Annotated in this window: 20 protein-coding genes; 19 read left to right on the forward strand and 1 reads right to left on the reverse strand. The window is 32.9% G+C overall.

Annotated elements, in window-relative coordinates; all coding sequences use genetic code 11:
- The first annotated feature begins 7 nt into the window (after window positions 1-7).
- The 19 genes from hisD (at window position 8) to pdxH (ending at window position 19,989) form a co-directional block, all read left to right on the forward strand.
- A complete protein-coding gene (gene hisD / locus Z054_RS0106735) occupies window positions 8-1,291 on the forward strand; it encodes a histidinol dehydrogenase (protein ID WP_024769317.1) in 1,284 nt (427 codons plus the stop codon).
- Window positions 1,292-1,353: 62 nt separating this feature from the next.
- Window positions 1,354-2,412 carry a histidinol-phosphate transaminase gene (hisC, locus tag Z054_RS0106740; RefSeq protein ID WP_024769318.1) on the forward strand — a complete coding sequence of 353 codons (1,059 nt, stop codon included), beginning with the start codon at window positions 1,354-1,356 and terminating at the stop codon, window positions 2,410-2,412.
- Window positions 2,413-2,513: 101 nt separating this feature from the next.
- Window positions 2,514-3,650, forward strand: coding sequence for a bifunctional histidinol-phosphatase/imidazoleglycerol-phosphate dehydratase HisB (gene hisB, locus Z054_RS0106745; RefSeq protein ID WP_024769319.1), 1,137 nt, complete (start codon window positions 2,514-2,516; stop codon window positions 3,648-3,650).
- A 73-nt stretch (window positions 3,651-3,723) separates the two neighbouring features.
- Complete coding sequence (gene hisH, locus Z054_RS0106750) at window positions 3,724-4,305, forward strand: imidazole glycerol phosphate synthase subunit HisH (RefSeq protein WP_024769320.1); 582 nt, start codon at window positions 3,724-3,726, stop codon at window positions 4,303-4,305.
- 22 nt (window positions 4,306-4,327) lie between these two features.
- Window positions 4,328-4,684, forward strand: a complete 357-nt coding sequence (locus Z054_RS0106755; protein ID WP_024769321.1) for a four helix bundle protein — start codon at window positions 4,328-4,330, stop codon at window positions 4,682-4,684.
- Between the two features lie 33 nt (window positions 4,685-4,717).
- A complete protein-coding gene (gene hisA, locus Z054_RS0106760; RefSeq protein WP_024769322.1) occupies window positions 4,718-5,446 on the forward strand; it encodes a 1-(5-phosphoribosyl)-5-[(5-phosphoribosylamino)methylideneamino]imidazole-4-carboxamide isomerase in 729 nt (242 codons plus the stop codon).
- 121 nt (window positions 5,447-5,567) lie between these two features.
- Window positions 5,568-6,323, forward strand: coding sequence for an imidazole glycerol phosphate synthase subunit HisF (hisF, locus tag Z054_RS0106765; protein ID WP_024769323.1), 756 nt, complete (start codon window positions 5,568-5,570; stop codon window positions 6,321-6,323).
- A gap of 79 nt (window positions 6,324-6,402) precedes the next feature.
- Window positions 6,403-6,999 (forward strand): bifunctional phosphoribosyl-AMP cyclohydrolase/phosphoribosyl-ATP diphosphatase HisIE, encoded by a 597-nt coding sequence (gene hisIE / locus Z054_RS0106770; RefSeq protein ID WP_024769324.1) that lies wholly within the window; start codon window positions 6,403-6,405, stop codon window positions 6,997-6,999.
- A gap of 293 nt (window positions 7,000-7,292) precedes the next feature.
- Window positions 7,293-9,947 carry a gliding motility-associated C-terminal domain-containing protein gene (locus Z054_RS0106775; protein ID WP_051473687.1) on the forward strand — a complete coding sequence of 885 codons (2,655 nt, stop codon included), beginning with the start codon at window positions 7,293-7,295 and terminating at the stop codon, window positions 9,945-9,947.
- Between the two features lie 4 nt (window positions 9,948-9,951).
- The gene (locus Z054_RS0106780) at window positions 9,952-10,869 is read left to right on the forward strand and encodes a PorP/SprF family type IX secretion system membrane protein (protein WP_024769326.1); all 918 of its coding nucleotides are present in this window, start codon (window positions 9,952-9,954) and stop codon (window positions 10,867-10,869) included.
- Window positions 10,870-12,948, forward strand: a complete 2,079-nt coding sequence (locus tag Z054_RS0106785) for an OmpA family protein (RefSeq protein WP_024769327.1) — start codon at window positions 10,870-10,872, stop codon at window positions 12,946-12,948.
- 173 nt (window positions 12,949-13,121) lie between these two features.
- Window positions 13,122-14,942 carry a 30S ribosomal protein S1 gene (gene rpsA, locus Z054_RS0106790; RefSeq protein WP_024769328.1) on the forward strand — a complete coding sequence of 607 codons (1,821 nt, stop codon included), beginning with the start codon at window positions 13,122-13,124 and terminating at the stop codon, window positions 14,940-14,942.
- Between the two features lie 374 nt (window positions 14,943-15,316).
- Entirely contained in the window at window positions 15,317-15,718 is a 402-nt protein-coding gene (locus tag Z054_RS0106795) for a hypothetical protein (RefSeq protein WP_024769329.1), read from the forward strand.
- Window positions 15,719-15,941: 223 nt separating this feature from the next.
- Window positions 15,942-16,481 carry a bifunctional pyr operon transcriptional regulator/uracil phosphoribosyltransferase PyrR gene (pyrR, locus tag Z054_RS0106800; RefSeq protein ID WP_024769330.1) on the forward strand — a complete coding sequence of 180 codons (540 nt, stop codon included), beginning with the start codon at window positions 15,942-15,944 and terminating at the stop codon, window positions 16,479-16,481.
- 46 nt (window positions 16,482-16,527) lie between these two features.
- Window positions 16,528-17,457 (forward strand): aspartate carbamoyltransferase catalytic subunit, encoded by a 930-nt coding sequence (locus Z054_RS0106805; protein ID WP_024769331.1) that lies wholly within the window; start codon window positions 16,528-16,530, stop codon window positions 17,455-17,457.
- A gap of 3 nt (window positions 17,458-17,460) precedes the next feature.
- Window positions 17,461-17,793: a hypothetical protein gene (locus Z054_RS0106810; RefSeq protein WP_024769332.1), complete on the forward strand. Its 333-nt coding sequence runs from the start codon at window positions 17,461-17,463 to the stop codon at window positions 17,791-17,793.
- A gap of 50 nt (window positions 17,794-17,843) precedes the next feature.
- Window positions 17,844-18,302: a thioredoxin family protein gene (locus Z054_RS0106815; RefSeq protein ID WP_024769333.1), complete on the forward strand. Its 459-nt coding sequence runs from the start codon at window positions 17,844-17,846 to the stop codon at window positions 18,300-18,302.
- A gap of 62 nt (window positions 18,303-18,364) precedes the next feature.
- Entirely contained in the window at window positions 18,365-19,270 is a 906-nt protein-coding gene (locus Z054_RS0106820) for a ribonuclease Z (RefSeq protein ID WP_024769334.1), read from the forward strand.
- A 74-nt stretch (window positions 19,271-19,344) separates the two neighbouring features.
- Window positions 19,345-19,989, forward strand: coding sequence for a pyridoxamine 5'-phosphate oxidase (gene pdxH, locus Z054_RS0106825; protein ID WP_024769335.1), 645 nt, complete (start codon window positions 19,345-19,347; stop codon window positions 19,987-19,989).
- Between the two features lie 6 nt (window positions 19,990-19,995).
- Here the strand turns inward: pdxH and Z054_RS0106830 are convergent, their stop codons facing one another.
- The gene (locus Z054_RS0106830) at window positions 19,996-22,197 is read right to left on the reverse strand and encodes an OmpA family protein (protein ID WP_024769336.1); all 2,202 of its coding nucleotides are present in this window, start codon (window positions 22,195-22,197) and stop codon (window positions 19,996-19,998) included.
- Window positions 22,198-22,381: the final 184 nt, after the last annotated feature.

Raw genomic sequence — 22,381 nt, forward strand, 5'->3', positions numbered from 1 at the left:
AGAAGAGATGCAAAAAATATACAATCCAAATAAAAACAATTGGCCCGAAATATTGAAAAGACCAACGCAAACTGTGGCTGATATTGAAGAAAAAGTAATTACTGTTTTTAAAGAAGTCAAAGCAGAGGGTGATCAGGCAATACAACGATATACTAAGAAATTTGATAATGTAGATCTAGATACTATCCTTGTGGATGCTGAGGAGATAAAAGAAGCAAAAAGACAAGTAAATCAGGGTTTAAAAGATGCAATACGATTAGCTAAATCTAATATTGAAAAGTTTCATGCAGCACAGAAAACTGATAAAGTTTCTATAGAAACAACAAGTGGAGTTAAATGCTGGCAAGAGAAAAGACCAATCCAAAAAGTAGGACTATATATTCCAGGAGGAACAGCTCCTTTGTTTTCTACGATTTTAATGCTAACTGTTCCCGCTAATCTTGCGGGATGCAAAGAAATAGTATTATGCTCTCCTCCAAATAAGGAAGGGAAAATACATCCAGCTATTTTGTATGCAGCCGATCTTTGCGGAGTAACAAAAATATGTAAAGTAGGAGGGATTCAAGCTATTGCGGGAATGACTTTTGGTACAGAAACTATTCCATCTGTATATAAAATATTCGGCCCGGGTAATCAATTTGTAACGGTAGCAAAACAACTGGCAACGAAGTTTGGTGTCGCTATAGATATGCCGGCCGGACCAAGTGAATTGCTAGTGGTGGCAGATAATACTGCTAATGCATCCTTTGTTGCTTCTGATTTGTTAAGCCAGGCAGAACACGGCAAAGACAGCCAGGTAATTTTGGTGTCTACTTCCAAAGAAATAATGGATAAAGTAGAAGAAGAGGTTATCAAACAATTAGCAATTTTACCTAGAAAAGAAATTGCAGAAGGAGCAATATCCAATTCTAAATTAATTTATGTCGAAGATGATCAGGAAGCTATAGAATTAATCAATGAGTATGGCCCAGAACATTTTATAGTATGTGTGAAAAATGAAGAATTTTATATTGATAATATAACTAATGCAGGTTCTGTGTTTATTGGTAATTATACACCAGAAAGCGCAGGTGATTATGCTTCGGGAACCAATCATACATTACCTACCAACGGGTATGCAAAACAATATAGCGGTGTAAATCTGGACAGCTTTATGAAATCAATGACATTTCAGAAAATATCAAAACAAGGTATCCAGAATATAGGCAAAGCAATTGAACTTATGGCCGAAGCAGAAGGCTTGCAAGCACATAAAAATGCAGTAACATTACGACTAGAGAGTTTAAAATAGTTGGCCGTGACAAGTAGTCAGGAATCATAAATGATGCTTTAACCAACAGCAATAAACTAAAAATGAAGAAAACACAATTTAATATAAAGCAATTAGTTCGCAAGAATATACTACATCTAAAACCGTATAGTTCGGCAAGAGATGAGTTTACAGATTTTGATCAGGATATGGTTTTTTTGGATGCCAATGAAAACCCATATGAGAACGGAGTTAATCGATACCCTGATCCACAACAGAAAAGTTTAAAAAAGATAATAGCAAGCCAAAGAAAAGTTTCAGAAACAAATATACTTCTAGGTAATGGTAGTGATGAAGTATTAGATCTAATATTTAGAGCATTTTGCGAACCTGGTATCGACAATATTATTACAATGCCCCCTACATATGGGATGTATAAAGTATTGGCAAATATCAATAATGTAGAAGAACAGCAAGTATGGTTAGAAGAAAATTTTCAACCTGATGTTGAAGCGATACTCGCAGCTGAGAATAGTGATTCTAAATTACTTTTTATTTGTTCTCCTAATAATCCTTCGGGAAATTTAATTGAACAAAAACGAATAGAGGAACTTCTTGATCGTTTTAGTGGATTGGTAATTATTGATGAAGCCTATATCGATTTTACCGATAGAAAAAGTTGGGTGGAAGGGATACTCAGATACCCAAACCTTATAGTGACACAGACTTTATCCAAAGCCTACGGCTTGGCAGGTATACGATTAGGGATTTGCTATGCATCTGAAGAAATAATAGATGTTTTAAACAAAATAAAGCCTCCTTATAATGTGAACGAACTAACACAACAGCGAGCACTGCAAAGGATTATTGAAGAAGATCAAATTAAAGATGAAGTATCTGCTATAATAAAAGGGCGCATTCAATTAGAAGAAGCTTTGTCCACCATAGATTTTGTAGAGAAGATATTTAGAAGTGATGCCAATTTTATTTTGGTAAGAGTAGATGATGCCAATAAACGATACGATCAGTTAATTAAGAATGGTATTGTGGTTCGTAATAGAAGTACACAACCTTTATGCGAAAATACGCTTCGGTTTACAGTAGGTGCTAAAGAAGAAAATGAAAAACTAATACAGGTACTTATGACAATTTCGAAATCGTGAACTCATTTCAGAAATTTTTAAATAAAAGTAAAACTAAAGTAGTCAAATAACATATTAGTAATTAAATAAAAATACTCTAAACTTAGAGACACTATTACATTATGAAAAAGAAAGTATTATTTATAGATCGTGATGGTACGATTATTAAAGAAACTGCAGACGAGCAGATAGATGCGTTCGAGAAAATGATATTCTACCCAAAAGCATTTACGTACTTAGGTAAAATTGCTCAGGAATTAAACTATGAATTGGTAATGATTACCAATCAAGATGGTTTGGGTACCGATGTCTTTCCTGAAGATACATTTTGGCCTGTGCATAATTTTATTATGAAATCTTTTGAAAATGAAGGAGTTGTGTTTGATAACGTATTTCTTGATAGAACCTTTCCTCATGAAAATGCTGATACCAGAAAACCGGGAACAGGCTTATTAACCGAATATTTTTCTGATGAATATGATCTGATAAACTCTTTTGTAATTGGAGATCGTCTAACTGATATGGAATTGGCTAAAAATCTGGGAGCAAAAGGGATTTTTATTAATGATAATACTAACCTGGGAACAGGAGAGATTACAATCAAAAGGGAGGAATTAGATAATCATATTGCTCTGGAGAGCAATGACTGGCAAAAAATATATGAATTTCTTAAACTAAAAGATCGAGTTGCCGAAATTTCCCGAAAAACCAATGAAACTGATATTTACATCAAATTAAATCTTGATGGTACCGGTAAAAGTGATATTAGTACAGGATTAGATTTTTTTGATCATATGTTGGACCAAATTGCTCGCCATGGTCAAATGGATTTAGATATAAAAGTTAAAGGAGACTTAGAAGTTGATGAACACCATACTATCGAAGATACTGCGATAGCATTAGGAGAAGTATTTAGTAGAGCTCTGGATAACAAATTGGGAATCGAGCGTTATGGCTTTTGTTTACCAATGGATGATTGCTTGGCACAAGTTGCTATTGATTTTGGAGGGCGTAATTGGCTGGTATGGGAAGCAGAATTTAATCGTGAAATGATTGGTAAAATGCCTACAGAAATGTTTTTCCACTTTTTTAAATCGTTTACAGACGGAGCTAAAGCAAATCTAAATGTAAAAGCAGAAGGTATCAATGAGCATCATAAGATTGAAGCTATTTTTAAAGCTTTTGCCAAAGCTATTAAAGTTGCAGTAAAACGCGATCCTGATAAAATGGTCTTACCCAGTACTAAAGGAGTATTATAGTTAATTGCGAATTAAGATTGAAGAATTATCAATTTGAAATTGTACATCTGAAATCATAAATCTAAAATATAAAGTGAAAATTGTAATTATCAATTACGGAGCAGGGAATATCCAATCTATAAAGTTTGCAATACAACGATTAGGGTATGAAGCGATATTAAGTAATGATCCCGAAGAGATCAAAGCAGCAGATAAAATTATCTTTCCTGGAGTAGGCGAAGCTAGTAGTGCAATGCAAAAACTTAAAGATTCTGGATTAGATGGCTTGATTCCAGAACTAGAACAACCGGTCTTAGGAATTTGTCTGGGGATGCAATTAATGTGTAATTATACCGAAGAAGGAGATACCAGGGGATTACAGATTTTTGATGTTGATGTTGTACGATTCGACAATGGAGTAAAAGTACCTCAGATAGGCTGGAACCAGATAGAATCTCTCGATTCACCTTTGTTTGAAGGGATCTTAGAAAAAGAATACATCTATTTAGTACACAGTTATTATGCGCCAGTTACAGAAGATACAGTCGCACAAACTCATTATGGGGTAACGTATAGTACAGCTCTGCAGAAAGATAATATTTATGGAACTCAGTTTCACCCAGAGAAAAGTAGTGTTGTAGGAGAGAAGATATTAGAGAATTTTCTGAAGCTGTAAAAATAAAGTATTAAGTTATAGTATGAATCAATTTGGGAATTTAAATGTTTGGAAGAAGTCAATGGATTTAGTTTGCGAGGTATATAAACTAATGAAGCTTCTTCCTGATAATGAAAGATATGGTTTAATATCACAAATAAAAAGGTGTTCAGTTTCGATACCATCAAATATAGCAGAAGGTGCTGGAATAAATTCATCAAAAGAATTTATTCATTTTTTGAGTATAGCTAATGGATCAACTTGTGAGTTAGAAACACAATTGCTTTTAATTGTTAAACTGGATTTTATAAATAAGGGTCAAATAGATGTATTACTCAATTCCTGTAGAGAGATTAGAAATATGAATTATTCTCTTCAACGAAGCGTTAAACAATCTTAGGACATAATACTTACTACTTAAGACAATAAAATTATGAGAATAATACCAGCAATAGATATTATCGACGGAAAATGCGTTCGTCTTTCTAAGGGAGATTATAACACAAAAAAAATATATAATGAAAACCCTTTAGAAGTAGCTAAGGAATTTGAAGCTCATGGGATCGAATACCTACATTTAGTAGACCTTGATGGAGCAAAATCTAAACATATAGTCAATCATAAAGTTTTAGAACAAATCGCTTCAAAAACAAGCTTAAAAATTGATTTTGGAGGCGGTCTTAAGACTGATGATGACCTTAGAATTGCTTTTGAAAGTGGAGCAAATCAAATTACAGGAGGAAGTATTGCTGTAAAAAATCCCGACATTTTTACATCGTGGTTACAAAAATTCGGTACAGATAAGATTATTCTAGGAGCAGATGCAAATAATGAAAAGATAGCAGTGAGCGGATGGCAGGAAGAAAGTGATAAAGAGTTGATCCCATTTGTCCAGGAGTATCAAAAAGAAGGAATAACCTATGTGATTTGCACTGATATTAGTAAAGACGGAATGTTGCAAGGGCCGTCATTTGAGCTGTATCGTAGGATTCTATCTCAAACAGATAACCTTAAACTAATAGCGTCAGGAGGAATATCTACTTTTGATGAATTGCCAAAACTGGCAGAACTCGGTTGTGAAGGAACTATCATAGGAAAAGCGATTTATGAAAACAGAATTAGTCTGAAACAATTAGAAGAATATATCCTGTCAAAAGCATAAAAAAATGAATGAAGAAATGGCTAAAGAGTATACTGAAAAGCAACTTTTTGAAAAATTTAAGTCTATAGTAAATAAAGAATAGTAGCGTACAGAACTCATGTTTGAGTAAAAAAGAATGATCATGTTAACAAAGAGAATAATACCATGTTTAGATATCAAAAACGGACGCACCGTAAAAGGAGTTAATTTTGTGGATCTACGAGATGCGGGTGATCCTGTAGAACTTGCTGATGCATATTCAAAAGCAGGTGCAGATGAATTAGTGTTTTTAGATATCTCTGCAACAGAAGAACGTCGTAAAACATTAGCAGAATTAGTGCTTAAGGTAGCAGAAAAAGTAAATATTCCTTTTACCGTAGGAGGAGGAATCTCATCTGTCGAAGATGTGGATGTTTTATTGCAAAATGGAGCAGATAAAGTATCTATAAATTCATCTGCAGTAAAGAACCCACAATTGATTAACGATCTGGCGGGAAAATTCGGATCACAATGTATTACTGTTGCTATAGATGCAAAACAAATCGATGGTAAGTGGATAGTACACTTAGTAGGTGGTAAAGTGCCTACAGAATTGGATTTGTTTGATTGGGCAAAAGAAGTAGAAAAACGAGGAGCTGGAGAGATATTATTTACATCTATGGATAATGATGGTACCAAAGATGGGTTTGCAAATGAAGCATTGTCTATACTGTCAAAGGAGTTAAATATCCCCATAATTGCTTCTGGTGGAGCAGGAAACGTTCAACATTTTGTGGACACATTTATAGAGGGTAGAGCAGATGCAGCATTAGCAGCAAGTGTTTTTCATTTTAAGGAAATAGAAATCAAAAATTTAAAAAAGAAATTACAGGATAATAATATCCCTGTACGGTTATAAAAAAAGAATCTTCGATAGATGAAAACTAACGATATTAAAATTTTAATACTGTGTTAAACTCATCGAAGTGTTTTAGATTATGGAAATAAACTTCAATAAAAATAGCGACGGACTTATTCCGGCTATCATTCAGGATGCAATGACTAAGAATGTATTAATGCTTGGATATATGAATCAAGAGGCATACAATACAACTGTAGAAACAAAAAAAGCCACTTTTTTTAGTCGCACCAAAAATAGATTATGGACAAAAGGAGAAGAAAGTGGTAACATTTTGAATGTAGTAGACATAAAGAATGATTGCGATAAAGATACCCTTTTGATTACAGTGAATCCTGTAGGTCCAACTTGTCATAAAGGATCAGATACCTGTTGGAACGAAGATAATAAACAATCCTATGGTTTTTTGTCTGATCTTGAAGATGTAATTAGAACTCGAAAAGAAAATCAAGAGGATGAGAAATCATATGTAGCATCGTTATTTAGGAAAGGAATTAATAAAGTAGCACAAAAAGTAGGAGAAGAAGCTGTTGAAGTAGTTATAGAAGCAAAGGATGATAATGAAGAATTGTTTTTAAACGAAAGTGCAGATCTGTTATTTCACTATTTGATACTGCTACAGGCAAAAGGGTATGAGTTAAAAGATATTGTAGGAGTTTTAAAATCAAGATCTTAGTTTTTTTATCTTAATTAAAGTGGAAACTATTTGAATGTTGCGGTTTTAGAGTATAAAATTTATGTATATATTTGCTGTTAAATTTTTCCTACCCGCATAAAATCTGCATGTAATTGTAAGATTTATATCAATGTTTTTTGTAAAATATTTTAGATGTTGAATATTTATTAAATAAAAAACCAATTTTGAAATATACTAGCAAGTTACTATTTCTATTATTTATCATATCCCTAATTACACAGAGAATACATTCGCAATGTAATCTAGGTCTTATCACTATTGAAAAGTGTGATATGGAAAATATAGACTTCGATGGGGTTGATGGACCCGATGGGATTATCAATATATATACAGAGACAGGCACAACTCCTGCAGATGGAACATGGACTATAGACCCAAAATTTGTTTCAGCATTCGACGCTGCGACGGGTAATTTATTTATGTGGGAACTAAAAAAGTCGACCACAATAATTACACAAGATGATTATTTTTTCGAATTAAAGAATGCAACTTGTGGAGATGTTCCTGTTAGGACAGCAAGATTAGTTTTGGGCCCATATTCTGGTGTAGCACTTCCACCATCAGGACCACTTAATGTAAATGCTCAAGGTTGTGACCTTATTGGTTTTGATTTATTTAGTGCGTTTGCATTAGATAAGAATACACCATCTCCACATTTGAATGGGGAATGGACATACAATGGTTCTAGTAGTAGCTTTATAAGTGTTAATAATGATGGTTTTCTTAAGGTAGAAATACCTTACCAGCCTGGAGTGCCTTTAGTAGATCAGGAAGTTTTCGAATTGACTTATACTGTTTCAGGTATTGCGGGATGCTCTCCTCCACAACAAACTACCGTTCGGGTAGCAATGGTTAGACAAGTAGATTCGGGAGAATCTGAGCCCATTCATATTTGTGAAGACGATCTTTTGGCTGGAGTATATGATGCCGATATAGATTTAACTAATGACCTATATTTATTAGGAGAAGATATTGAAGGAATATGGCTGCCAGAACCTACAGGACAAATTGATAATTCACAGGATTCGATGGTTAATCTGAGAGCGATTTATGATAACCTTATTGATAATGGTAATAATTTACGATTTGGAAGGAAAAAATTTGATTTTACCTATAGTGTAGAGCAACGTTCTGCAGTGTGTAGTGATGAAACTACGAAAGTTAGTTTTGTGTTTTATGAACAACTTAGGCCATTTAATCAAAGTAACCCTCCTTTTCAAAGATGTAATAATATCCCGGGAGAAATAGATCTATATAATTTGCTGGAATTCACTACAGAAAATGGCTTACTATTCGAATATTTTAGTGATAAAAAAACAAATTGGCGTTTGGTTTCAGGTTCATCTGATTTAGGGCTACATGTTTTATCACCTCCCAATCCATTAAAACCTTATACATATAAAGGAACTATAAACCCTTTTGGAGCAGAACCGGGAACGTATGTTTTTGAATATGCAGTGAGCCCCAGTATTAATGGTGATCCTGATTCTGTTTGTGATCCCTATGCGACTAATCCATTAGGAGAATTTTATTGCGAACATCCTTGTGATGTTATGACTGCCAGAGTAGAAATTCAAATATTTGGATTTGACTATGCAGGAGAAGATACAAAAGATATTAGTTTATGTGAATCTCAAGGACAAGTAGATCTTAGAAGTTTATTAAGAACTAATGGTACTACAGTAGTAACAACAGGAGTTTGGACAAACACAGCTGGAGATGTAATTGATAATACATTTGTTTTTCCAAATAGTAATAGCTCACAAACATTTGCATTTACATACACAACAAATACTATAAATGGATGTGTTGATAGTGCAGATTTAACATTTACAGTTAACACATTACCTAATGCAGGAGAGAATGCAAGTAGAACACTCTGCTCAGACGATTTAACGATAACACTTTTTGATCTTTTAGGAGGAAACCCAGTTACCACAGGAACTTGGGCGGGTCCTTTTGGATATACTTCACCAGATCATTTAGGTATTTTTGATTCTGATAATGTTTTGCTGCCAGTTTTGGGAGCAGGAGATTATATATATGTAGTACCTGGTAATCCAGGGTGTTCTGCACAAGATCAATCTACAGTAACTATTACCATTGTCGAACCAGTAGAAATTGGTAATGATCGAAGTGAAACGTTCTGTAAAATAGATGGTAGAGTAAGCTTGTATTCGCTTTTAGACAGAGATACCCCACGTACTGGGATTTTTGAAGATACCGATAATACAGGTGCGTTAAGTGCGGATGGAGTAGTAGAGTTTGCGACATTAACCAACAATATTTATAATTTTAGATATGTAATAGCAAATACGTTACCCTGTGATCAATCTTCTTTAAATGTAGCGATACAAATCATAGATTTACCGATTCCTAACGTACCTCCTCAGGAATTTTGTATTCTTGATGCCTCCAGATTAGAAGATATTGAAGTTGATGTTCTAAACTATAACTGGTATGCCACATTAGAAAGTGAAATTCCTATTATTGATAATCCTTTACTTTTTGATAACCAGGTATATTATATTGCTACGATTGATGCAAATAATTGTGAATCCGAACGTCTTGAAGTTTTGATAAATATATTAAATACCGGGGAGAGATTTGCAAATGGAGAATTATGTACTCTTGATTTTCAGGACGGAGTATCACCAAACGGTGATAGCCAGAATGATACTTTTGATTTGTTGATAGAAGAGGTGTATAATATCCCAGAAGCATTCCCTGATTTTGATTTAAAAATATACAATAGATACGGTAGCCTTGTTTATGAAGGAAATCTTAATACAGAAGAGTTTAGAGGAGAAAGCAATGTGTCTGTGCAGCTAGGAGATGACCTTCCTTCGGGAACATACTTTTATGTTTTTGTTCCAAACTTTGAAAATAATTTACCTATACAAGGAAGTTTTTACCTAAGCAGATAAACCAATGAAATTGAAGTTAGTTTTTGTAATGTCAATAATTTTCTGCTCGATGATCTATGCTCAGCAGGAACCACAATATTCTCAATATATGTATAATATGAGTACGGTTAATCCCGCATATGCTACAGGTCAGAATGGATTGATTTCGACTGGGTTGTTATACAGAAGACAATGGACAGGTATTGAAGGAGCGCCACAAACAGCCAATATATTTGCTAATATTCCTATGAGTGAAAAAATTGAGCTTAGTATAAATTATGTAAACGATAGGATAGGAGATGCTATCCCGGTTAATAATGATTATATAAATGTTGATTTTGCATATATCACAAGAATTTCTGATCAGACTCGATTATCATACGGACTAAAAGCAGGTATCAATAATTTTAAAATTGATCCTTCTGGTTCTGATGTAGCTAATGATCCTGCGTTTGCAGATAATACATCTACTACACAATTGAATATTGGAGCAGGCTTGTATTTGTTTACTAATAATTTTTACGCGGGTATATCTTCGCCAAACTTACTTCCTAGCGATATAGATATTGATGGTATAGGTGTTGCACAAACAAAAACACATATATATGGTATAGCAGGTTATGTCTTTGATTTTATTGATGAAGTAAAATTAAAACCTTCAATGGTTATCAAGCAGGTTGTAGATTCTCCTTTAACCTTTGATCTTTCACTAAATTCTTTGATTTATGATAAATTCGAATTAGGGATATCTTACCGATATACGGACTCTTTTATTGCTTTGGCGGGGTTTAATATTACAAAAAACCTAAAAGTTGGATATTCCTATGATTTTAGTGTTAGTGATTTAAGTGGTTATAATAATGGAAGCCATGAAATTGTAATATTATTCAATTTTGATCTTCTTAAGTTTAGTAATAAATATTCCTCTCCAAGATTTTTCTAGATGATGAAAGCTAAGATATTATTGATAATAACTGTACTGATTACTCAATTTGCCTTTTCACAACAAAAAAGCAGAGCAGATCGTTTTTTTGAAAAAGGAGATTTTATAAATGCTGCACAGCAATATGAAGAAGAGTTAAATAAGGAAGGGTATACAAAACATATCCTTAAAAATATTACCACTTCATACTATAATACTTTTCAATTTAGAAAAGCTTATCGATATCTAAAGATATTAACTTCGGGTAAGTTTTATGATAAAGATAAAACATATCATAATCAGTATAATTTTGTGATGTATCAGGTGCTTTCTGCATTAGGAGAATATGAAAAATCTGTAGAATACCTTTCTATATACAAGTCAAACAATACCGTGAGAGATTTTAGTGCCTCTGATGCGATTTCTACAATAGAGGATTTTAAATTAAAAGATGATGATTATACTATAGCAAGTGCTGCTTTTAACTCAGAAGCTTCTGAGTTTGGAGCTATTAAGAGAGATAGTATTCTTTATTTTAGTACAGATAGACGTCCTTATAGTCCTTTAGATAAAAACTATAGGTGGACACATCGCCCGTTTTTGGATATTTATAAAGTAAAGGTGGACCAGAACAATAAACCTGTTTCTGAAATTGAAACTATTTCAAAAGAAATTAATTCAAAACTTCATGAAGGGAATTTTTGTTTTACTACCGACGGAAATACAATCTACTTGTCTAAAAGTAATTCTGAAAAAGGAAAAAAGAAATTTGATAGTATTAATAATAATGCTATTCATTTATATAAGGCCATTAAGGTTGATGGTAAGTGGGGCAAACCTGAGAAATTAGAATTTAATGATGTAAACTACTCTGTTGAGCACCCTTCATTAAGTGCAAATGGAGAGATGTTATATTTTAGTTCGAATATGCCTGGAGGATATGGAGATTTTGATATTTATTTTGTTACCGTAAATCAGGATGGTACATATGGTAAACCAACTAATCTGGGGCCAACGATTAACACCGAAAATAGAGAGCAGTTTCCATTTATTTCAGAAAAGGGTCATTTGTTTTTTTCTTCAAATGGACATTTAGGATTAGGTATGATGGATATATTTGTTTCAGAACTACGAAAAGAAAAACTAATCAGACCCGTTAATCTAGGAGCGCCAATTAATTCTAGCTACGATGATTTTTCTATCACATATTATAACGAAACAGATGGTTTTTTTGCATCAAACCGAAAAAAATCAGGAGATGATATTTATACCTTTTCTCAGATTGGAGATATTTTCCCACGCGAATATAGAACACGTTTTGAAGTCCGGGATTTTGCAACCGATAATTATATCGCCAATCCAGATGTTGTTTTGTATAATAACGATAATGTAAAGGTGTATGAGGGTCAATTAGATTCTATTGCAGCTTTTGATCTAAAGATATTTCCTGGGAGATATAACTTTAAAGCTTCTGCAGATAAGTATAAAACTAGAACCAAACCGTTGATGGTTAAGGAGAAAGATGAAGAGATCTACATTATTTACTTGGATAGAGAAAAGGATATTGCCGTAACAGATGATGAAAACAGAATACAATCCAGTGACAGTACTAATATCAATGAGCGTACTAGAATTAGTGAATCTAATACAGAGCGTAAAAAAGAAGAAATAACCAAAACCAGACTAAGAGAAATCCTTCTTGCAGACAAAGATGGCCCGCCGGTTATAGAAAAGAATGGAAAACTCTATTTTGATATGCCTCCAATTTATTTTGATTATGATAAATGGAATATACGAGCTGATTCTAAAAAAGTGCTTGATAAACTTGCTGCAAAGTTAGAACGATATAAGACGGTTTATATTAATATAAGTTCCCATACAGATAGTAGAGGTACAGAATCATATAATCAGGTGTTATCGGCAAAAAGAGCTGAATCTACACGTAATTATCTCGCTTTGGTAGGGTATGTAAATGCAAGGAGAATGCAGTTTGTTGGATTTGGTGAATCACAACCTCTAATTGACTGTGGTAGTAAAGTATGTACAGAAGAAGATCATCAAACCAATAGGAGGAGTGAATTCGAAATTATTAAGTATTAATAATTTACTGAAACGCATTACAATCTTTTGTTTTCTAATAAATTAAATTGTACTTTTGCACTCCTTTTTAGCGAATAAGAGGATTAAAAAGGACATAGTTTAATTTAATTAATACTTCTGTATAATTTTCGTCTTGATTCTCAATAATATACAGGATACAAATTTTATCTTCAATGTCTGAAGAAACAAAAAACACAGACGTTCAGGAAGTAGAGAAGAAAGCAGTAGCTGAAACTCCACAACAAGCAAACCCTGAACAATTCCTAAAAGATTTTAACTGGCATAACTACGAAGAAGGGATAGATCCTATCGCTGATTCAAAACTTGAAGAGTTTGAAAAGTTAGTTGCCGAGAATTTTGTGGATACCCTAAACGATGAGGTAGTAGACGGAACAGTAATTAATATCACTGATCGTGATGCTATTATTGATATCAATGCTAAAAGTGAAGGTGTTATCTCGCTAAACGAATTTCGTTATAACCCAGATCTTAAAGTAGGAGACAAGGTAGAGGTTTTAATTGATGTGCGTGAAGACGCTACAGGTCAATTAATCTTATCTCACCGTAAAGCTCGTGTGATTAAAGCATGGGATAGAGTAAATAGTGCTCATGATACAGGTGAAATTGTAAATGGTTTTGTGAAATGTAGAACCAAAGGAGGTATGATCGTAGATGTATTTGGTATTGAAGCTTTCTTACCAGGTTCTCAAATCGATGTGAAGCCAATTCGTGATTATGATGCGTATGTAGGAAAAACAATGGAATTTAAAGTGGTGAAAATAAACCACGAATTCAAAAACGTTGTTGTATCTCATAAAGCGCTTATCGAAGCAGATATCGAAGAGCAGAAAAAAGAAATTATTGGTCAATTAGAAAAAGGTCAAGTATTAGAAGGTACTGTTAAGAATGTTACTTCTTATGGTGTATTTGTTGATCTTGGAGGAGTTGATGGATTAGTTCATATTACAGATCTTTCTTGGTCTAGAATCAACCATCCAAATGAGATCGTTGAACTTGATCAGAAGTTGAATGTAGTTATCTTAGACTTTGATGAGGCTAAGACTCGTATTCAATTAGGTCTTAAACAATTAAAACCACACCCATGGGAAGCTCTTGATAAAGAACTTAAAGTAGGTGATAAAGTTAAAGGTAAAGTTGTTGTAATTGCTGATTACGGTGCTTTTATCGAAGTTGAAGAAGGAGTAGAAGGATTAATTCACGTATCTGAAATGTCTTGGTCTACACATTTACGTTCTGCACAAGATTTCGTAAAAGTAGGTGATCAGGTAGAAGCAGTAATTCTTACCTTGGATAGAGAAGAACGTAAGATGTCTCTTGGTATCAAGCAATTGACTCCAGATCCATGGACAGATATTACAACTAAATACCCTGTTGGATCTAAGCATAATGGTATTGTTCGTAACTTCACTAATTTTGGTGTATTCGTAGAATTAGAAGAAGGTATCGATGGTTTAATTTATATCTCAGATCTTTCATGGACTAAGAAAATCAAACACCCATCAGACTTTACTAATGTAAGTGATAAGCTTGATGTGATTGTTCTTGAACTAGATGTAGAAGGACGTAAGTTAAGTCTAGGTCATAAGCAAACAGAAGATAATCCTTGGGATAAATATGAAGGTGAATTTGCTTTAGGAACTAAGCATACTGCAACAATCGGTGAAATCGTAGACAAAGGTGCTACTATAGATTTCAATGAAGATGTAGTTGCTTTTGTACCATCTCGTCATCTTGAAAAAGAAGATGGAAGCAAACTTAAGAAAGGTGATGAAGCAGAATTCCAAATTATTGAGTTCAATAAAGAATTCAAAAGAGTGGTTGCTTCTCATACAGCTTTATTCAAAGAAGAAGAAGCTAAGATCGTTAAACAAGCTGCGAAGAAAGCTGCTACAGGTTCAGCAGAAAAAACAACGCTTGGTGATATCGATGCTTTAGCAGATCTTAAAGCTAAAATGGAAAAAGGAGGGAACTAGTTTCTCAACATTTTTTGATATAGCAAAGGCCGTTCTTATGAACGGCCTTTTGTTTTTATAAATACACTGTATCCAGTGTTGTTTTTACTTCCCTCTACTTTGGGCTTATTCTGCTCAAAATTATAACTATGTTTTATTAGTATATACCATAACCATGATTATAACTGGGTTTTTTGACATGTACTCTAGTGAAAAATGGTTTGATTAGCAAACATAATACAATGATATTATTATTTGATAATGTGTTGACTTGACTGAATTGTAAAATTTTATATCCCTGAAAAATGGGAGGTTATTTTCACTAATAGTAGTATGGTATAGAGAGTGAAGCTTCCTGATATTTGCATTGTACAAAATCATAAACGTTTTTTAAAATGAAAAATATAAACAGGGCAATCATATTTGTATTAAATTTTTTAATAATCATTCAGGCAAATGCCAAAGAAACAAATAGACTGGCAATTGCAGTAAATGATAAGCCAATTATAACGTCTGTAAAAAAGAATATAGATACAGAGCCAAAAAATAAAAAAACTAAAAAAGTAACTAAGAATAAAAGTTTTCATTCTATCAAAAAATGGAAAATAACGATAGAATACACAGATGGCGGTATTATGTCTAAAACTATTGTTGTAAAAGAAAACTCTAATTTAAGTGCTTTGGAAACGGCATTCCTGGAAGCCGAAAAATATATGAAGACTATTGAAGATATTAAGAATTATGAAGTATCTCCAGTGTCCAAAAACTCGTTTGTACTATTAGCTGGGGGAATATAGTATAGATAATTATTTTAAAAAGGCGTAATTATTAAATTACGCCTTTTTTTGTAGCTCATAATGTTGAAGGGATCTCTTTTTTATATACTATAAATTTAGAACTATTAATTTACGGTAATATGTTTTCTGCAAAGTAGATTTTCTATAGTATGTTATTTAGAAATTGAATTGTATAGTTCCAAAATTTCACTACTTTTGTATTCCAGATATCCATTTGGAGATTATGAGTCAAAAATTACTACTTAGTGCGAAAGAGATTGATATAATTCTGCACCGTTTGGCTTGTCAATTAATTGAAAATCATACGCATTTTAGAGATACTGTTTTAATTGGGATTCAGCCTAGAGGAGCTTTTTTAGCTGATCGTATCAAGAAAATTTTGGTAGATCATTATATGGTAACAGATATCAAATTAGGTTACCTTGATATTACGTTCTATCGAGACGATTTTAGGAGAGGAGAAAAAATTCTTGAGGCTAATAAAACCCATATTGATTTTGTTGTAGAAGATAAACGAATTGTGTTTATTGATGATGTATTATATACAGGACGAAGTATTAGAGCAGCTTTGACAGCTGTACAATCTTTTGGAAGGCCACAAGAAATTGAACTACTAACGCTAATTGACAGACGTTTTAGTAGACATTTACCGATACAACCTAATTATAGAGGTCGACAGGTAGATGCCATAAATCAAGAAAAGGTGAAAGTAGATTGGGAAGAAAATGATGGTAAAGATGCCGTGTATTTGATAGGAAATTAAGATCTCTAAATAAGATTGTTTTATTTAAAATTATAAATTAAGACGAATGAGCGAATTAAGTGTACATCACTTATTGGGAATAAAATATCTAAATAAAGAAGATATTAATTTAATCTTTGAGACTGCTGATCACTTTAAAGAAGTTATTAATAGACCAATTAAAAAAGTTCCTTCGCTTAGAGACATAACGATAGCTAATCTTTTCTTTGAGAATAGTACAAGAACAAGATTATCTTTTGAATTAGCAGAAAAACGACTCTCTGCAGATGTAATTAATTTTTCTGCAGCATCTTCTTCTGTAAAGAAAGGAGAAACCCTTATTGATACCGTAAATAATATCCTTTCTATGAAAGTAGATATGGTAGTCATGAGACACCCTAACCCCGGGGCGGGAGTTTTTCTTTCTAAACATGTAGAAGCAAGTATTGTTAATGCAGGAGATGGAGCCCATGAGCATCCTACACAAGCTTTATTGGATTCGTATTCTATACGCGAACGATTAGGAGAAGTAGGAGGGAAAAAGGTTGTGATTGTAGGGGATATTTTGCACTCTAGAGTTGCACTGTCTAATATCTTTGCCTTAAAACTACAAGGAGCAGAAGTAAAAGTTTGTGGCCCTAAAACTCTAATTCCTAAATATATTGAGAAATTAGGAGTTCAGGTCGAAACAGATCTAAAAAAAGCACTAGAATGGTGCGATGTCGCCAATATGTTGCGTGTGCAAAATGAAAGAATGGAGATTAGTTATTTTCCATCAACACGAGAATATACTCAACAATTTGGAGTAAATAAAAAGTTATTGGATAGTCTGAATAAGGAAATTGTAATCATGCACCCAGGACCAATCAATCGTGGAGTAGAAATCACGAGTGATGTTGCTGATTCTAACCAAGCCATAATATTGGATCAGGTACAGAATGGGGTTGCAGTGCGAATGGCTGTAATATATCTTTTAGCTTCAAAAATTAAACGATGATTTATGATTTTTAATAAAGAAGGTTCTACAACTATAATTACACAGGAAAAAACTACAATTATAGAATTTGTTAAAGGCCTTGAAGACAAGTATACTTCCCTGGAAAATGATAATATAATTGTTAACTTGTTTTCACTAGAACAAATCTCAGTAGATGATATCAATGAGTTTTTAAGGATTTCTAACTTGCATAAGGCTGCTAAGCATTCATTCGTGATTGTTACAAGCAAGATATCCTATGATGAGGTCCTAGGCGAAATTACAATTGTTCCTACATTACAGGAAGCATATGACTTGGTTGAAATGGAAGAAATAGAGAGAGATCTGGGTTTTTAGAAAATTTAACTTTTTTGTAATTATTTGTTTTGCTTTTCGTCTGATATGCTATGAACAGATTTGCCCCATTTGTAAGTATACTTTTTTTTGTTTTTTTTGGTCAAGACGTTATCGGTCAGGATTGGAAATATGATTTTGACGAAGCAAAATCATTAGCAAAAGAAAAGGACCAAAATATCGTATTATTTTTTACCGGATCAGATTGGTGCCCTCCTTGTATTAGATTAGAAAGAAAAGTTTTCTCTAATGAGGAATTTATGGAATTTGCTGATCAAAAATTTGTTTGGGTAAAAGCTGATTTTCCTAAGCGTAAAAAAAATAAACTTTCTTTGGTTCAGCAAAAGAAAAATAAAGTGCTTGCCCAAAAATATAACAGAAAATGGGTTTTTCCTGTTATTTTAGTTCTGGATAAGGAAGGAAACGTATTAGGGGTAACAGGCTATAGAAGAAATCTTGATGCAAAAGGATATATATCATTATTAACATCGTTTGATTCTTTTGGTCGTTAGATTGATTTATAAATAAGATTAGATTATATTCACAGCCTGTTTAATAAATAGGAAAAATAATTTTGAAACTTACGATTTTAGGTTGCTATTCTGCAACTCCCCGAACATTTACAAATCCAACTTCTCAGGTCTTAGAAATGAATAATCATATCTTTTTGATTGATTGTGGAGAAGGAACCCAGGTAGAATTACGACGAAATAAAATCAAGTTTTCAAGAATAAAACATATTTTTATTTCACATCTTCATGGGGATCATTTTTTTGGGTTGATCGGATTAGTATCTACGTTTAGATTACTTAGCAGGGATATACCATTACACATTCATGGTCCAAAGGGAATAAAAGAAGCTATCACATTACAATTAAAGCTTTCTAATTCGTGGACAGATTATCCTTTGCACTTTCATGAACTTACCAATACAGAATCAGAAATTGTTTTTGAAGATGAAAAAGTAGTAGTGCGTACAATACCCTTACAGCATAGGGTATATTGTAATGGGTTTTTATTTCAGGAAAAACCTGGAGATCGAACGTTACTGATTGATAAGGTATCTGATTATGATATTGATAAAGTGTATTATCGTGCGATAAAAAAAGGAAAAGATGTTGTTTTGGATAACGGTACTGTGATTTCTAATGAAGAGCTTACCGATCCTCCTAAACCTGTTAAGAGTTATGCATTTTGTAGCGATACCAAGTATAACGAAGAGAAAATTCCTTTAATTAAAGATGTTACTGTATTATACCATGAATCTACCTTTTTAGAAAGTCATAAACATTTGTGTGCAAAAACAGGGCATAGTTCGGCTATTGAAGCGGCTACTATTGCCAAAAAAGCAAATGTTGGATCCTTAATTCTGGGGCATTATTCTACGAGGTATGAAAACATTGAGCTTTTTAGAGAAGAAGCGCAGACTGTTTTTGATGATGTAGAAATAGCTGATGATGGTAAAGTGTTTGAGTATTGATGTGATAAAAATTATCAGCTTATTATTGTTTTCTATATTTTAAAAATAGGTAAATTGCATAATAATTTGAGATAATGAATAGAGATCTTACAGCATATAGAAAGTCATATGAAAAAAGCTTTTTAGAAGAAGAGAATCTTCCGGATTCCCCATTTAAACTTTTTTCTGATTGGTTTGCAGAAGTAGAAGAAGTAGGGGGAGTTGATGAGACTAATGCAATGACAATTACGACTACAGGGTTAGACGGGTTTCCAAAAGCAAGAATAGTATTGTTAAAACATTTTGACGAAAATGGTTTTGTGTTTTACACTAATTATTCTTCAGAAAAGGGAAAAGCTATAACTACTAATAATAAAGTGTGTATTTCTTTCTTTTGGCCTAATTTGGAGCGACAGGTTATTGTTAAAGGTATTGCGCAAAAGGTAGAAGAAGAAGAGAGTGCTCGTTATTTTTTATCTCGCCCAAGAGGGAGTCAATTAGGAGCTTTAGCATCGGATCAAAGCGAAGTAATCAAATCAAGAGAAACATTAGAAAACCGATTACAATCTTTAGAAAAAGAATATAAAGATAAAGAAATACCTATGCCTAAATCTTGGGGAGGGTATTGTATAATGCCTATCGAGTTTGAGTTTTGGCAAGGTAGAGCTAATCGATTACATGACCGCATTCGTTTTTCTAATCAAAAAAAGAATTGGGAGATAGAAAGGTTATCTCCATAAAAAAGATTACATAATTACAAAACTAGAACGTCTGTTCTTTTGGTATTGGTCTTCAGAACAGTCTTCTCCATCTTTACAATTATTAACAGGTCTGGTTTCTCCAAATCCAACATAGGAGAGGATTCTGTTTTTAGAAATATTTTTACTTAATAAGTAATTATAAATGGATTCTGCTCTTTTTTGTGAAAGAGTTAGATTATAATTTTCTCCACCACGACTGTCAGAATGTGTTTCTATTTTGATTACCATATTAGGATAATCATTATTCATAATTTCTACCACTTTATCAAGCTCTATTTCTGCTTTTTCGGTGATATCCCATTTATCAAAATCAAAATAAATTTCATTTAGATTTATCAGATCATTGATTGTTTTGGTCAATTTCATCTCTGATTGTAAAGGTGATTCTGGTGCACCGCTAGATTGTACGATATCTCCCGAGGCAAGACCTCCGCTTTTTGTATTATTAGATTTGGTTACTTCGTCCATTTCTCCTGGTATTACCGCTGCAAATTGGCTATTCATTTTCTTTTTAGGAATAGAAACAAGACGACTGGCATTAGGACAGTTTAATTCACTAATGTCTATAGCTAATTTAAATTGGTAGTAATCTGGTAATTCGCAAGAGTTAATATGGTTGTACCCTTTAGAGTATTTAATAGTTTCGTTTAGTGTACCATTAAACTCGGCCATAACCGGTTGATCCACTACAAGAATATCATCAATTGTATTAATTGATTCACATTCGGTATCTACAATCACATTATAGCTAATTTTAAATGGCTCACTATCTGTTTTTACCATTTTATTTGGTACAATGAAATTTAATGTTCGAGATGCTTTATCGTATTTTACCTTTATTCTTTTAGTAGGCAAAATCATAGTCTTTTCGGAAAATATTACATTTTTTGGCAGAACATCTTTAATTATTGTATTCTTCGCATCATCATTACCATCATTATATACTGTAAGATGATACGTTATTTCTTGTTTTGGGGCTAAAACATCATTTGGATGAATATATTGATCGTTTGCTGTATATTTTGATCTTTTTACAATGTGGATTGCAGGTTCATATATTTCTACACTAAACGCAACTGCCATAACAGAATATCCATCATTATTAGTTGATAATCTAAATTTGGCTTCCGTTTGATTATTACCTATAATTCTATTTCTTACATTTTTTATATCAAATAAATCAGCATCATATCCTAATGTATTTTGACTTGCAGGTACTCTGGTTTTTACATTTTTACCATTTTCAGTAATATTGGCATTGAAGAAGTTATTCATAGGGTTAATGCCATCTGCAAGACTTTTATATTTATTAGTCTCATTAGACATTGCCTGAAAACGATCTCCAATAATTCCTTTATCTCCTTCATAGGCAATTACACCTATTTTTCCGTGAACAGCTCCATTAGGAATAGTTTGAAAATTGTTAAAAGAAAAGGCTACAGGTTTTGCTTTAGAATCAATATTTACAAAACCATCGTATACATAAAATCTTTTTCTGGGTTTGGTGTCATCTTCATAAATAACAACCATTGTCCATCCACCGGCAAGGCCATTACCTAAAGTTTCATCATCATTTACCGCAGTAGTAGTAGCAGGAATATTTGCAACAGTATATGTCCCTAAGGGATTTTCTAACTTTAAAATATCTGTAGTAATATCTTTATAGCAAGAGTATTGTTTGAACAAAGATTCACTATCATTATAATAATCATGGATTATTTGACCACCACTAATAGTCGAATACGACTTTTGGCCAGGGTATTTTATTTTTATAGAAGTTATATCATGTTGTCTATTTTTATCTGCATAAGCAGCAGTCCAATATAAACCAACATGTTTAATAGCATTACAATTAGAATCAATATCTAAATCTGCGCTACTGGAATTAAAAGTAGTTGGATCATTATCAATATCGATAAAGCCCATTTTAAATAAATTGTTTAATCCACCATCATTATAGCTCTCATTAGGGTCAAATACACCAGACCCGTCATCATTACTAACTTTCCCCAGAACAGTATTGGATACAAACTTGAAATCCCCTTTAAGAGTTAATTCTGTACGCTTCTTAAGGGGTACCTCTACTTGCCCATATGCAATTGTAGAACCAATACAGCATATGAATATAAGCAGGTACATATTCTGAAACCATTTAAGATCTCTTTTTATAGTAATCACTTTTTCCACCTTTCTTGTTTTTTATTACCCTACTGATATTATGATAAATTTGTGCTCATAATGTTTGGGGGAAACATTCTGATTTAAGGGAAAACCGTATGTAAATTTATATTTTAACATTTAATTTTATACGAAAAAAAACATGTTTTCGATGTAAATACCATTTTTATCGATTAAAATCAGGTGTTTATTA

It is taken from the genome of Aquimarina macrocephali JAMB N27, assembly GCF_000520995.1.
GTDB lineage: Bacteria > Bacteroidota > Bacteroidia > Flavobacteriales > Flavobacteriaceae > Aquimarina > Aquimarina macrocephali.